The organism is Bacillus sp. FF-1, assembly GCF_028548245.1.
Lineage (GTDB): Bacteria > Bacillota > Bacilli > Bacillales > Bacillaceae_G > Bacillus_A > Bacillus_A paranthracis.
The window spans coordinates 360,729-373,915 of record NZ_JAQQGG010000003.1; the positions used below are offsets into that span (position 1 = coordinate 360,729).

The following is a 13,187-nucleotide window of genomic DNA, read 5'->3' on the forward strand; positions in this document are numbered from 1 at the left end:
TTCTCTTCACCGTTTGATAGAATATCACTTGTTCTATGTTAAGAATCGAGTCATTCGATTGCACCAGGGAGGTGAAAAGTATGGCAAACATCAAATCTGCTATCAAACGCGCTAAACTTAGCGAAGAGCGTCGTGCACATAACGCTTCTATCAAGTCTGACATGCGTTCTGCTGTTAAAACTGTAGAAGCTTTAGTTACTAATAACGATCTTGAAAATGCTAAAGAAGCTTTCAAAACTGCTTCTAAAAAACTTGACAAAGCAGCTCGTAAAGGTCTTATCCACCAAAACGCTGCAGCTCGTCAAAAATCTCGCTTAGCGAAACAAGTAAACGCGTAAGGCGTTTAAAAAACGATCCATTCGGATCGTTTTTTTATATACAAAAAAGTTCACGCTCTTAGCACGTGAACTTTTTTTGTTTCATCACATATGATTTAACCGCATTAAGAAAAACTCGAGCACAAGTTTTTTATCCATTTTTCCCGTTTTCATACTATAATCAGCTTCCGCTAATTCCATTATCACTTTTTTTAATGCTTCAAAAGAGAAAAACTTCGTTTGATTCATCGCTAATTTTACACGATATGGATGCACACCAATATGAGACGCGATTTGATTTTGGCCGTAACCACGCTGCTGTAACTCTTTCACTTGATGCAGTAAACGGAATTGACTTACTAATAACGCAAGCAATTTAATAGGTTCCTCCTGCTGCGTAAATAATCCATCCAAAATTTGCATCGCACCCGCGATATCTTTTTTCACCACTTTTTCTGTCAAAGCAAACACATTTTGTTCAACTGATTTTGGTACAAGCTCTGCAACGAGTTTTGGTGTAATCTCTCCGCCCATACCGACGTATAACGTTAACTTGTCCATTTCCTTCGCCAACATTGTTACATTACTTCCCACAAGCTCTAACAACAAACTAACAGCCGCATGATCAATATGCACATGTACTTCATCCGCCCGAGCAACAATCCACTTCTGAACATCCTGCACTTGCATTGCATTCGCTTCTACTACATCCGCTGTTTTCTTTAATAGTTTTGTAATTTTTTTTCGTTCATCCAGCTTTTCGTAAGGCGCAACAAAAACAAGAATAGAAAAGGGAGAAGGTTCCCCGATATATTCTTCTAAAATTTTTATATTTTGTTCCAATTTTTCTTTTTGTGAAGTTAAAAAGAGTGGTGATTTTATTAATAACACTTTACGTTCTCCGAAAAAAGGAAGTGTACGTGCATCTTCAACCACATCTTCTAAATACGCTTCTTCTAAATCATATGTAACAACATTAAACTCGCGATCTTCCTCTTCAAGCGCTTCTGTTGTAATAAGCTTTATCGTTTCATTTATAAAAAACGCTTCCGTTCCATACAGTAAATATAACGGAGCAAACTGCTTCTTTTTAATCTTTTTATGTATATCACTCATACTTTTTCCTACTCCCTAACTTGGCAATATATATTTATACTAATGCCCTAGCTTTTGTTTTACAAGTACAAAGGAACAGGCAATATAACCCGTCCCTTTATTTATATTAAACGCCACGCAATAAGCCCCGGGTTTCTTATTGGTGTGCGGTAATCACCTTCCCTTTATTATTCGCAATAAAAATTCGAGTATAAGTGCCAACTGTTAACATGCTTGGAAACAAAAATTCACATTACTTCATGATCTAAAAGTAGTAAAAACGCTCTATTTCTCCTCACATGGAAATTGTAGATTTTTTTCTGACAATATTTTATACTAAAGTGGAATGTTGGGGAGGGATTCTAAATGAATGATTTTGAACAAAACGTTCAAAGTAAACGCAATGACGCTATTGATTCAGGGGTAGGATTTATCGTCTCATTTGGTTTTTTCGCAACACTTTTCATCATTGCAACTGTTATTAAATTTATCGGTTCTTAAAGACTGCTGCTTACTGGCAGTCTTTTTTATCTATTATGTGTTTCATCATATGTGATTTTGCTGCGAAAGGTTCCGTTTTCCCCTTTAAAAACATAGGAGATAGCCCCTTGCTTATCCGTACGCCATATTTCAATCCCCCTCTTCTCAAAACGCTCTATAACGTCCTTATGGGGGTGCCCATACCTATTACGCTCACCGGCAGAAATAACGGCTATATTAGGCTGTACGACGCTCAGAAAAGTTGTTGTAGATGACGTATTACTCCCATGATGAGCAACCTTTAAAACATCCGCTCGCAACTCTGGATACGTAGCTACTAAAAACTTCTCACCTTCTTCTTCTAAATCACCTGTAAACAACCACGTTAGTCCTCCTAATTTTGCCAACATTACAATTGAAGCGTTATTTTCACTGCTCTTCTTCCCTGTTGGCGCTAATACGAAAAATTCCGCTCCATTTATGCTCCAACTTTCTCCTTCTCTCACTTCTCTTATTTTCACTTCCTTTTCTAAAGCCTGTTTCTTTACTATTTTTTCTAATTCCGCATCTTGTTCCTTTCGGCCAAATACAACTTCTTTTACGGTTATATTTGATAACAACTCTTGTGCAGCACCTATATGGTCCGCATCTCCATGCGTTATAATTAATTTATCGATCTTTTTAATACCTTCCTTTTGTAAATAAGGAATCAAAATATCATTTCCGACAGAAAATTCATGCTTTTTACGTTGCCATTCTTCCTTGTTTGGACGAATTGTTCCACCAGTATCAATAAGGTAAATCTCTTGATCATACGGGAGGCGAATTAATATTGCATCTCCCTGTCCAACATCGAGAAAGGTAACACTCCCACTTTCTCGAAAATACGGATATACATAATGGCATGTACTAATAAAAAGAAATACACCCGCAGATATAAACAGAATCCCCTTCGTCATTCGCCTTTCCCAAACCATCAATATACTAATAATACTCACGCAATATAGGGCTACAAGAAGTATAGGTGTTTGTCCGAAATTAAGACGGGTAAATGGTAAGTTTTCGCAATAACTTAAAAAATCATTAGAAAGATTCAAACCTATTGATAATACATTCCCAAGCCTTTTTGCCAGAAACGGAATGATTGGTATACATATCAAAATAACAATACTGCACGGCAATACAACGAGAGATAAAAACGGAACGTATAGGATATTTAAGAAAATACTATATGGAGAAAAATAACCGAAGTGATATAACAAAATCGGAGTACTAACGAGCTGTGAAATGAAAGAAATATAAATAGAATTTCGAATTACTCCATTACCACTCTCTAGTAAAAGCGGGGCAGATAAAAGTAAAGCAAAACTACCGACGAAAGAAAACTGAAAACCAATATTAAACACGAGATATGGATCAAATATAAGCATACATATAGCTGTTATACTTAAAGCATCTAAGCTAGATAAACGAATAGAACACATAAAAGCAATTAACATGAAAACTCCTGTTAGAGAAGCTCTTATAACAGATGGTGACGCCCCTGCTAAAATCATATATAGAGGAATGCAGAAGATAAGACATACTGTCGCTACCTCCCTTGTCACACCGCTTCTTAGCAAAATAAAATACACGATTACCATTAACAATACGATATGCGATCCTGAAATCGCCAACAAATGCACGAGACCGAATTGTTGATATTGCTCTTCAACTTCAAATGTCATTTGTTGTCTATCACCAAATACTAATGCATTCATAAAAGCACCTGATTGTTCTGGAAACATTTCTGTAACTTCTGAGATTGCTTGTTGCCTCAAAAGAAGAATCCACTGCACCAGTGACAACGATATTTTATGGCATTCAGAAATATATGTAGCGTCCAATATGAAATGAATATTTTGCTTATATAAATAATCACGATAATTAAAACCATGAAAATTCCGAGCTATTTGTGGTTCTTTCCTCTCACCTTCGAATACACATGATACTCCTGCATGTAATTGTCGCATTTGTTTCTTTTCCGAGGCTGATTTCATTTTGTAACTTAACTGCACTATATTTTTATTCTGATCTTCAACTTGAAATGAGAGGCGATCGCCGTTAATAAGAGGTGTAGTATGTATCACTCCTCTTGTAGCTTCATAGGACTCTCTCAGAGGCTTGTTTTGCCCTTGAACATACGCGGTGTACATAGCGCCACTAAAACACGCTATCATACAATAAAAGAAGGTTTTACGCGAAGTACGATATAAACAAAAGAAAACATATACAACGAGACAACAAGTTAGCAATACAACTGAAGAGGAGAAGGCAATTGCAATCCCTATTATAAATGAGATTGCAACATAGCCCCATTGTCCTTGCAACTCATACCCACTCCTTATAGCATCATTTTTGCTTTCGTGAATACATGCTGTAATTCTTCCATTGATAAGTTCTCTTTTTCTAAAGATGCAAATAGTTCTTTTAACTCCATATGACGTTTTTGATCCTCTAATGCTGCAATATCATATTCTAGCGGAACGTGTTTCACCGTTACATTCGCTTTTTCAAATAACTCTACGGCATACGGATGATTTTTATAATCCTGTGCATAATAAACTGCTGTAATACCACTTTGAATAATCGCCTTACAACATTGTAAACAAGGAAAATGCGTAACATAAATTTCCGCTTCCTCCGTTTTCACACCAAATTTTGCACATTGTAATAAAGCATTCATTTCTGCGTGAATTGTACGAACACAATGATTGTCAATAACGTAGCATCCATCATCTATACAATGTACGCCACCTTTAATTGAACCATTATATCCACCAGCAATAATTCGTTTATCACGAACAATTGTCGCTCCTACTGCAAGCCTTGTACATGTACTACGTAAAGATAACAAATGGCTTTGCGTCATAAAATATTGATCCCATGAAATTCGTTCCATATTCTTCACCTACTTTTTTGTCTACTTGTAGTGTAGCGAATGAAGAAAAACTTCGTCAATCTTTTACGGAATAATAATTTGATCTTTTATTTTCTCCAAAGACTTCACACCAATCCCATCAATCTCTAACAAATCTTCTATTTTTTGAAACGGACCATGTTCCTCTCGATATTTCAAAATACTTTCTGCTTTCCGAGAACCAATACCTGTAATTTTTTCAAGTTGTTCTTTAGAAGCTGCATTTATTTGAACTTTTCCCTCTCCCTTTGAAACAGCAGCTACTTCTTGCACTTGTTCGTTTTTATTCGGTACGTAAAGAATCATTTGGTCTTGTACCATTTGTGCTAAATTTACCTTCATCCTATCTGCCTCAGGCAAAAAACCACCTGCTTTTTCAATAGCATCCTTGACCCGGTCCCCTTCTTTCATTTCATACACCCCCTCTTTAACAACAGCCCCTTTCATATCAATTACAATTATTTTTTTCTGCTGCTTTGTATCCGATATTTTCGGTTTACTTTTCTTCTCTATATCTTTCGCTTGAACATCCGTTGCAATAACTGATCGCTCTGTATGCTCATTCGTTTTCCAGAAAATAAGAAAAAGCACAGTTCCAATAATAGCAACTAATCCTAACCATTTCTTTGGAAAATCCCACATCATTTTTCACCTCTAATCATAAATTTATAACATCATTCATATTGTTTAGGAGAAAGCTGTTACGAAGGAGGGATGAAACATTGAACATAGGAATTATAGGGACAGGAAACATGGGGAATATACTAATCGATGCATTTTTAGAAACCCGTGCTGTCAAACCTTCGTGCCTTACGATCATTAATCGGACGCCCGCCAAAGCATATCATATAAAGGAAAAACACCCTTCTGTTCATATAGCCAAAACTATTGATGAGGTAATCGAACGATCACATCTTATTTTTATTTGCGTAAAGCCGATAGATATATACCCAATCTTGCAAAAATACGCTGAACATTTTTCTGATGAAAAGTGCTTAGTTTCTATCACAAGTCCAATATCTCCATCACAATTAGAGACACTTGTACCTTGCCATGTTGCCCGTATTATTCCGAGCATTACAAACCGCGCCCTATCCGGCGCATCACTATTTACATTTGGAAGTAACTGCTCTGAAGAATGGCAACAAAAACTATTTCGCTTATTCAAAAACATTTCTACTCCCCTTGTAATAGAAGAAGATATAACGCGCGTTTCATCTGATATAGCAAGCTGCGGCCCTGCATTCTTTAGTTATTTATTACAATGTTTCATTAATGCTGCTGTAGATAAAACAAATATTACACATGAAGAAGCCACTACTTTAGTAAGTGAAATGGTCGTTGGAATGGGGAAACTACTCGAAAAAGGAATTTTCACATTGCCTACTTTACAAGAAAAAGTATGTGTGAAAGGCGGCGTTACAGGAGAAGGTATTCGGGTTTTAGAAGAACATGTTGGAGATATGTTTCATAAATTAATCGAGCGGACACACGAGAAATTTGATGAAGATTTAAAATGCGTTGATCAGCAATTCAATAAACACACATAACAAATACGTCATCGTCATTCCAAATCCTTTTTATAAATACTTAATTTTTCACATTACATTTTTACTTAAACTAGCTTTTTCACAATCCACGTATGTCATTTTCTTATTATCCTAGAACTAAAATTACAGCTTCTTCACAAAACAAAAGCAACCTTCTCGGTTGCTTTTGTTTTATCCGTTTTTCTTCGCCATGAAGAAAATACGCTCTGTTTGTTCTGTAACTTCAAGTCGCTCAAAGTCACCAGTTACACGAAGCACTGTAAAACCAGCTTCTTCAAGCCATTTCGTTAACTCTTCAACCGGATATGCACGTTGTACGTGACATTCGTCAAAACGATGGTACACATCTTCTTCTGGGTCTTGAACAAAGAATGTTAAATCATGTTCTACACTGTTTGAATCTTCACCAGGGAAGCAATTCCAAATAAGAGATATTTCTTCTCCATTCACTGTGTATGTTTCATTTTGAAATACATGATGTATTTTATATAAAGAATGTACATCAAATAAAAACAAACCATCTTGACGTAAATGATGAAACACTCTTCGGAATGTTTCTTGCACTCCATCTTCTTGCAATACATAGTTTAATGAATCACAAAAGATCGTTACACAGTCAAACTCACCTGGAACATCAAGCTCCCGCATATCTTGTTGGTAAAAAGGAATAAAATATCCTGCCTCGCCTAGTTTTTGCTGTGCGACTGCTAACATTTCTTCTGAAAGATCGACACCGATTACATCGTAACCCTTTTGTACAAGCGGAAGCGTTACATTACCAGTACCGCATGCTACATCAAGAATCTTCGCCTCTTTCATATCCGCTTGCTGCAAGCTTTCCTCTGTGAATTCCACCCATTTATCATAAGGGACATCATTCATTAGTTCATCGTACAGCAACGCAAATTGCTCGTAGTTCATTGGCCTAACTCTTCTGTAATATCTTCACGTGGCACATCGCCCCATAGACGCTCTAAATTATAGTGATTACGCTCATCTTTATGGAATACATGAGCAACTACATCTCCAAGGTCAACTAATACCCAGCGAGCTTCGTCAAAACCTTCCATACGTTGTACGTCGATTTGGAACTCGTGTGCTTTCGCTTTAATTTCACGTGCAATTGCTTGCACTTGCTTATCTGAATTACCGTGACAAATAATGAAATAATCTGCAATTGGTGAAATACCTTGCATATTTAGGACAACCATATCTTCTGCTCTCTTATCATCAGCTGCTTTTGCTGCTAATACTAATAAATCTTTATCTTTCATTTACTCATTTCCTCCTTGATAACTGCATTGTATGTTTGGAATGTTAATGGATAAATCGTTTGATCTTTTTCCATTAAAAATTGAATTGTTCTCTTTAGCGCAAATAATAAAGCTTGATCTATATCCGTATATGCGAGTTTACGAGCTTCCTCCACCCCTGGAAACTTTCGCCCAGGCTCAATGTAATCAGCTACATAAATTACTTTATCTAACATCGTCATTTTCTCATGACCACTTGTATGATATGTAATAGCTTGCAGGATTTCAGAATCTGTAATACCTACTTCTTTTTCTACTAAGTATGCCCCAACAGGTGCATGCCATAACTCTTTGTTATAACAAAGTAAATCTTTCGGCAAACCTTCACTTTTAATGATCTCTTCCATCTCTGAAATCGCTCTACACTTCGCATAATCATGGAATATAGCTGCAACTTCAGCCTTTTTTTCATCCACACCGTATAATTTAGCAAGTTCAATTGCCGTCTCCATTACACCAATTGTGTGTATATAACGTTTTTCATGCATTTGTTGTTTCACAATATGAAGTGCTTCCTCACGATTCATACAACCCATTCCTCTCGATATATACCTGTACTTTTTCAGGAAGTAAATATTTGCATGTTTTCTTCTCTTTATATCTCTCACGTAATAAAGATGAAGAAACTGCAAACTCCGGAATTTCTACAGTGGTGATAGGATAAGGTGTATGCAATGTATAACCCGGTCTTGCAACCCCAACAAACGTTACAAGATCAAGTAACGCTTCAATGTTATACCACTTCGGTAAATACTCAACCATATCTCCACCAATAATAAAGTGAAACTGCACATCCGGATGCTTCTTCGTTAATTGTAGCATAGTGTCATACGTATAAGATGGGCCCTTCCTGCTTAGCTCTTCTAAACAAATAGAAAAATGTTCCTCTTCCTCAGTCGCAAGTTCTAACATTTGTAAGCGACTTTCTACACTTGTAATATTCCGCCCTTGTTTATGCGGCGGAATTTGGTTCGGTAAGAACCATACTTCTTCTAAATTCAAAGCATGATATACTTCATTTGCAATGAGCAAATGTCCATAATGTGGCGGATCAAATGTACCGCCAATGATGCCAACTTTTCTCAAAAGAAACGCCCCTTCCTTTTACATACAGCAACTCTCTTCATTTCCATCCGAAGAGAGTTTACTGTTAATAAAAGTTCAATTGGTTTCGATCTCTACACCATTACTAGTGATAAAAATAACATATGCTATTTTTATCGAGGAAGTTTAATTTGCTTGTTTTCTCTTGATTCTTTGTATAAAACAATTGTACTTCCAATTACTTGAACGATTTCCGCACGTGCACCTTTTGCAAGTTCTTCTGCAACTTCACGGCGATCGAATTCACAGTTTTGTAGCACACTTACTTTAAATAACTCACGAGCTTCTAAAGTATCTGCAATTTGTTTAATCATATTTTCATTTACTCCGCCTTTTCCTACTTGAAAAATTGGTGTTAAATGATGTGCTTGTGCACGTAAAAATCTTTTTTGTTTTCCTGTTAACATATATGTTAGCCTCCAAGCTTTCTTATAACTAATTGTTTCATTCGTTCAATATTCGGTACGCAACCTGTCCACATTTCAAATGCAAGCGCTCCTTGATAAACAAACATATCAATACCATTTTGAATGATTGCACCTTGCTCTTTCGCCTCACATAAAATTTTCGTTTCAAATGGATTATAAATTATATCTGATACAATCGTTCCCTTTTTCAACGAAGAAATTTGTAACGGCGTATGTTCGACACGTGGATGCATACCTATCGTTGTCGTCTGAATGATAATATCATAATTCTCTTGTTCTTCTGTTGCTTCCTCTAACGATAAAGCAACAGAATGAACAGTAGCCGTACATGCAGTAATAAGTTCTTTCGCCTTATCTACTGTACGATTCGCTACATCAATCTCTTTTACACCTACATCAGCAAGTGAAAAATAAATAGCTCGACTAGCACCACCTGCGCCAAGCAATAAAATACGTTTCTCTTGAAGTGGTTCACTACTAATTGACTGTAGCGCTTTGACAAAACCAATTCCATCTGTATTGTAGCCAATCAATTTCCCATCCTTATGAACCACCGTATTTACTGCACCAATTTGTTTTGCTAGCGGGTCAATCTCATCCAAATAATCCATAATCGCAACTTTGTGCGGAGTTGTTACATTAAATCCTGAAATACCTAACGCTTTTAAACCTCTTACTGCTTCCCCTAGCACTTCCTCTTTAACAAGAAAGGCATGATAATAGGCATCCATATTCAAGTGTTCAAATGCATCGTTATGCATAACGGGTGATAATGAATGTCCAATTGGATTTCCGATTACACCATATAATTGTTTCATAAATCCCTCTCCATATTAAATTAAAGATTTACGCAATGAAACACTTACTCCTTTTGGTACGTGTGCAACAATTTTTGCTCCCGGTTCGTTCACAGTAACCCATCCTAATCCAGAGAATACAACATCCGTTTTTGGTTCACGAATATTAAACTCGTATTTCACTAACTCTGGCATATTTTCTAATTCTTCTGGTGTTGGCGGGCTTAGTAAATCCCCTGCATGATTTTTATACAATTCATCTGCTTTCTCAAGCTTTGTACGATGGATTGTTAAACGATTTGAGAAGTGACAAGTAAATGCGCGACGACCGCCACTTACGTAATCAAAACGTGCCAATCCGCTAAAGAACAATGTTTGTTCTTCATTTAATTGGAATACCATTGGCTTAATTTCTTTTGTTGGTGTAATAAGCTTTAAGCTTTGTTTTCCAACATAATGAGCCATTTGATGGTGGTTAATAATACCTGGCGTATCATATAAAGAAGATTCTTCGTCTAACGGGATATCAATTAAATCAAGCGTTGTTCCTGGGAAATGAGATGTTGTAATTACATTTTCAGTCTCATCACTAAATTCTTTAATCATACGATTAATGAATGTTGATTTCCCTACATTTGTACATCCAACAACGTAAACATCTTTTCCGCCGCGGTAATACTCAATCGCATCTGCCAGCTCAGCAATCCCTTGTCCTTTCGCTGCACTAATTAAAAAGACATCTTCTGGCTTTAATCCTAGCTGCTTTGCACTATAGCGCATCCAATGCTTTACTTTATCATGTTTTACTGACTTAGGAATTAAATCCGCTTTATTCCCAACAAGTAATACTTTATTATTTCCCACGAAACGATGTAAGCCAGGTAACCAGCTACCATTAAAATCGAAAATATCTACAATTTTAACTACTAACGCATCCGATTTTCCAATACCGTTTAGAATACGTAGGAAATCATCATCTGTTAATGAGACATCTTGAATTTCGTTATAATGTTTCAATCGAAAACAGCGTTGACAAATGACTTGTTCTTTTTCTAAAGATGAGGCAGGAGCATATCCCACTTCATTTTTATCTTCTGTTTGAATTTCTACACCGCAACCAATACATTTAATTGTTTCAGTCAAACTTTATTCCTCCCAGTTAATTAAACCTTTTTTCTTCATGTTTCTCATAATTCTTCGTTCAATTTTTCGATTAAAGCGCGTTACTAATCCGTCTGTTTGTGCTACTGGTACAACTAAAATTGTATGCAGTCCAACTCGGTTTCCACCTAGCACATCTGTCAGTAACTGATCCCCAATTACTACAACTTCATCTGGTTGCAACTGCATCTCTCGTATCGCACGCTTAAACGCACGAACAAATGGCTTACGCGCACTATGAATAAATGGAATGCCTAATGGATCAGCAAAATCTTTCACTCGTTGCTCATTATTATTTGAAACGACCGTTACTTGAATGCCTTGCTCTTTCATTTTCAAAAACCATTCTTCAAGTTGTGGCGTTGCATTTGGACGATCCCATTCAATTAAAGTGTTATCTAAATCAGTAATAACACCTTTAATTCCACGTTTTTTCAAATCTTCTGGTTGAACATGATATACATTTTTCACATATTCATTTGGTAAAAATAGTTTCAATTTCTTTCACCTCTTTGAGGAGTTTTCATAAAAATTTTTCGACAACATATTTCGATATATGGCCTGTGGATAAAATTGTACACATTTTCCACATTAATTTTTCGGTTAATTTGGAATTTACTAACAATCTATACACATTTTATCCACCTAGGTATGTGGATAACCACCCGTTTGTGACTGTCATATTTTTTTGGTACATTAAATGCAACAACGAATCAATCCTTATATTATTAGGAGGTGACTCACCTTGAAAACAAAACATATGGAACAGTTATCTACTGAGTTACTCACTGAGTCTTATTATAAAGCAAAAGAACTAAAATTAAATCCCGACTTCATTTTACTTATAAAACAAGAAATTATTAGACGCTCATTAGAGGACAAGCTCGTCAAATCGTCTTGATTACATATAAAGTGAAATTTTAAGTAACTAACTTGTAAAAAGAGCCATCCTGCGATGGCTCTCGAATAAACAAGTACTCCCATCTAGGGAATTTCATCATTACGCATCTTTGTCCATAAATCTTACTTACAGTTATAAAATCTTTTTTACTTATGAGCCAATCGAGTAGCAATCTTTTCACCAAGGCGAAGCTCTTGTCCACTCTTCAATTCTTGCACTACTTCTATCATATCTTTTTCAAACAATAACACAACTGTTGAACCGAATGTAAAGTATGCCATTTCTTCACCTTTTTGAACAGTGTCTCTTTCATGCAGCAGCTCAATACTATTTACAAACATAGCTCCTACTTTTACAAGCGCCATATGTTCACCGTCACTATTCACTTCTGTAACGGAGCGATAGTTTTTTGACAATGGTTCTTTCCCGTATTCCATACCAGCTGCATTTACCGGATATGATTTTCTACCGAGTACAAATCTTTCAATCACAGCACCAGAAAGCGGACTATGAATACGATGATAATGACTTGGGCTTAAATAAATAACCATATATGTACCACCTGCATATCGCTGTGCACGTTCTTCATTACCTAGCATATCCACAATCGAATAACGCTTGCCTTTAATATCAAATGTTTTTGTGTCCTCAATAGGACCGTGATCAGCAAAAACACCATCAACAGGACTAACGATACTCGATGCATCTGTATCAATACTACGCTTTCCTTCTTTTAGCTTACGTGTAAATAATTCATGCAATGTTCTATATTCCTTCAAACCCTTTTCCATCTCATCTTGATTAATTTGAAATACTTTCGCATACGATGGAATAATGATAGAGCTCAAACGAGATTGTGCAAATTTACGTAATATATAAGAAGTAAAACGACCATTTGTAAGTTCGATCATAAGTCGATATAATGTACGTCGCAAATTGCGGAACCTCCTAATCAGTCTATAACTTTAGCTTCCCCTTCTTTTCCTTCTATATCATATGTAAAATTAGTTCTTATTCCCACATATCATATAGAACCGCCATATTATACATGCAGAAAACTAAGTACGGTATCATTCTTAAAT

Annotated in this window: 17 protein-coding genes; 4 read left to right on the plus strand and 13 right to left on the minus strand. The window is 36.2% G+C overall.

What is annotated here, in order from left to right:
- Window positions 1-80 precede the first annotated feature (80 nt).
- Window positions 81-338: a 30S ribosomal protein S20 gene (gene rpsT, locus PQF83_RS12350; RefSeq protein ID WP_001274011.1), complete on the plus strand. Its 258-nt coding sequence runs from the start codon at window positions 81-83 to the stop codon at window positions 336-338.
- 84 nt (window positions 339-422) lie between these two features.
- Here rpsT and holA read toward each other — a convergent pair whose 3' ends face one another.
- The gene (gene holA, locus PQF83_RS12355) at window positions 423-1,433 is read right to left on the minus strand and encodes a DNA polymerase III subunit delta (protein WP_001279919.1); all 1,011 of its coding nucleotides are present in this window, start codon (window positions 1,431-1,433) and stop codon (window positions 423-425) included.
- A 345-nt stretch (window positions 1,434-1,778) separates the two neighbouring features.
- On the opposite strand from holA, the gene PQF83_RS12360 reads away from it, so the two are divergent.
- Window positions 1,779-1,913, plus strand: a complete 135-nt coding sequence (locus tag PQF83_RS12360) for a YqzM family protein (RefSeq protein WP_000997609.1) — start codon at window positions 1,779-1,781, stop codon at window positions 1,911-1,913.
- A gap of 26 nt (window positions 1,914-1,939) precedes the next feature.
- Here the strand turns inward: PQF83_RS12360 and PQF83_RS12365 are convergent, their stop codons facing one another.
- The 3 genes from PQF83_RS12365 to PQF83_RS12375 form a co-directional block, all read right to left on the minus strand.
- On the minus strand, window positions 1,940-4,261 hold the full coding sequence (locus PQF83_RS12365; RefSeq protein WP_001162021.1) for a DNA internalization-related competence protein ComEC/Rec2: 2,322 nt from the start codon (window positions 4,259-4,261) through the stop codon (window positions 1,940-1,942).
- Between the two features lie 14 nt (window positions 4,262-4,275).
- Entirely contained in the window at window positions 4,276-4,833 is a 558-nt protein-coding gene (locus PQF83_RS12370) for a ComE operon protein 2 (RefSeq protein WP_000439783.1), read from the minus strand.
- Between the two features lie 63 nt (window positions 4,834-4,896).
- The gene (locus PQF83_RS12375) at window positions 4,897-5,496 is read right to left on the minus strand and encodes a helix-hairpin-helix domain-containing protein (protein ID WP_000989939.1); all 600 of its coding nucleotides are present in this window, start codon (window positions 5,494-5,496) and stop codon (window positions 4,897-4,899) included.
- Between the two features lie 77 nt (window positions 5,497-5,573).
- Here PQF83_RS12375 and comER point away from each other — a divergent pair, with 77 nt between their 5' ends.
- Entirely contained in the window at window positions 5,574-6,401 is an 828-nt protein-coding gene (comER, locus tag PQF83_RS12380; RefSeq protein ID WP_001020541.1) for a late competence protein ComER, read from the plus strand.
- 171 nt (window positions 6,402-6,572) lie between these two features.
- On the opposite strand, the gene PQF83_RS12385 is transcribed toward comER, so the two are convergent.
- From PQF83_RS12385 to PQF83_RS12420, 8 genes are all read right to left on the minus strand, one after another.
- Window positions 6,573-7,322, minus strand: coding sequence for a class I SAM-dependent DNA methyltransferase (locus PQF83_RS12385; protein WP_001105568.1), 750 nt, complete (start codon window positions 7,320-7,322; stop codon window positions 6,573-6,575).
- Window positions 7,319-7,675: a ribosome silencing factor gene (rsfS, locus tag PQF83_RS12390; RefSeq protein ID WP_000653200.1), complete on the minus strand. Its 357-nt coding sequence runs from the start codon at window positions 7,673-7,675 to the stop codon at window positions 7,319-7,321. The genes PQF83_RS12385 and rsfS overlap by 4 nt, the downstream gene beginning before the upstream one ends.
- Window positions 7,672-8,241: a bis(5'-nucleosyl)-tetraphosphatase (symmetrical) YqeK gene (yqeK, locus tag PQF83_RS12395; protein WP_001078247.1), complete on the minus strand. Its 570-nt coding sequence runs from the start codon at window positions 8,239-8,241 to the stop codon at window positions 7,672-7,674. Before yqeK ends, rsfS begins: the two co-directional genes overlap by 4 nt.
- A complete protein-coding gene (nadD, locus tag PQF83_RS12400; RefSeq protein ID WP_001233255.1) occupies window positions 8,231-8,800 on the minus strand; it encodes a nicotinate-nucleotide adenylyltransferase in 570 nt (189 codons plus the stop codon). The genes yqeK and nadD overlap by 11 nt, the downstream gene beginning before the upstream one ends.
- Before the next feature lie 131 nt (window positions 8,801-8,931).
- Window positions 8,932-9,225: a ribosome assembly RNA-binding protein YhbY gene (gene yhbY, locus PQF83_RS12405; RefSeq protein WP_000955224.1), complete on the minus strand. Its 294-nt coding sequence runs from the start codon at window positions 9,223-9,225 to the stop codon at window positions 8,932-8,934.
- Window positions 9,226-9,230: 5 nt separating this feature from the next.
- Window positions 9,231-10,064 (minus strand): shikimate dehydrogenase, encoded by an 834-nt coding sequence (gene aroE / locus PQF83_RS12410; protein ID WP_000812102.1) that lies wholly within the window; start codon window positions 10,062-10,064, stop codon window positions 9,231-9,233.
- 15 nt (window positions 10,065-10,079) lie between these two features.
- Complete coding sequence (gene yqeH, locus PQF83_RS12415; RefSeq protein ID WP_000140795.1) at window positions 10,080-11,186, minus strand: ribosome biogenesis GTPase YqeH; 1,107 nt, start codon at window positions 11,184-11,186, stop codon at window positions 10,080-10,082.
- 3 nt (window positions 11,187-11,189) lie between these two features.
- Window positions 11,190-11,702 (minus strand): YqeG family HAD IIIA-type phosphatase, encoded by a 513-nt coding sequence (locus PQF83_RS12420; protein WP_000765311.1) that lies wholly within the window; start codon window positions 11,700-11,702, stop codon window positions 11,190-11,192.
- A 247-nt stretch (window positions 11,703-11,949) separates the two neighbouring features.
- Here PQF83_RS12420 and PQF83_RS12425 point away from each other — a divergent pair, with 247 nt between their 5' ends.
- Window positions 11,950-12,105, plus strand: a complete 156-nt coding sequence (locus PQF83_RS12425) for a sporulation histidine kinase inhibitor Sda (RefSeq protein WP_000850094.1) — start codon at window positions 11,950-11,952, stop codon at window positions 12,103-12,105.
- A gap of 146 nt (window positions 12,106-12,251) precedes the next feature.
- Here PQF83_RS12425 and PQF83_RS12430 read toward each other — a convergent pair whose 3' ends face one another.
- Entirely contained in the window at window positions 12,252-13,040 is a 789-nt protein-coding gene (locus tag PQF83_RS12430; RefSeq protein ID WP_001254995.1) for a phosphatidylserine decarboxylase, read from the minus strand.
- Window positions 13,041-13,187 lie beyond the last annotated feature (147 nt).

What these genes read in the sequence shown, in the direction of transcription:
- PQF83_RS12370 (WP_000439783.1), bottom strand. Translation starts at nt 4,833, where the DNA reads ATGGAACGAATTTCATGGGATCAATATTTTATGACGCAAAGCCATTTG.
- PQF83_RS12385 (WP_001105568.1), bottom strand. Translation starts at nt 7,322, where the DNA reads ATGAACTACGAGCAATTTGCGTTGCTGTACGATGAACTAATGAATGAT.
- aroE (WP_000812102.1), bottom strand. Translation starts at nt 10,064, where the DNA reads ATGAAACAATTATATGGTGTAATCGGAAATCCAATTGGACATTCATTA.
- yhbY (WP_000955224.1), bottom strand. Translation starts at nt 9,225, where the DNA reads ATGTTAACAGGAAAACAAAAAAGATTTTTACGTGCACAAGCACATCAT.
- rsfS (WP_000653200.1), bottom strand. Translation starts at nt 7,675, where the DNA reads ATGAAAGATAAAGATTTATTAGTATTAGCAGCAAAAGCAGCTGATGAT.
- yqeK (WP_001078247.1), bottom strand. Translation starts at nt 8,241, where the DNA reads ATGAATCGTGAGGAAGCACTTCATATTGTGAAACAACAAATGCATGAA.
- holA (WP_001279919.1), bottom strand. Translation starts at nt 1,433, where the DNA reads ATGAGTGATATACATAAAAAGATTAAAAAGAAGCAGTTTGCTCCGTTA.
- PQF83_RS12375 (WP_000989939.1), bottom strand. Translation starts at nt 5,496, where the DNA reads ATGATGTGGGATTTTCCAAAGAAATGGTTAGGATTAGTTGCTATTATT.
- PQF83_RS12360 (WP_000997609.1), top strand. Translation starts at nt 1,779, where the DNA reads ATGAATGATTTTGAACAAAACGTTCAAAGTAAACGCAATGACGCTATT.
- rpsT (WP_001274011.1), top strand. Translation starts at nt 81, where the DNA reads ATGGCAAACATCAAATCTGCTATCAAACGCGCTAAACTTAGCGAAGAG.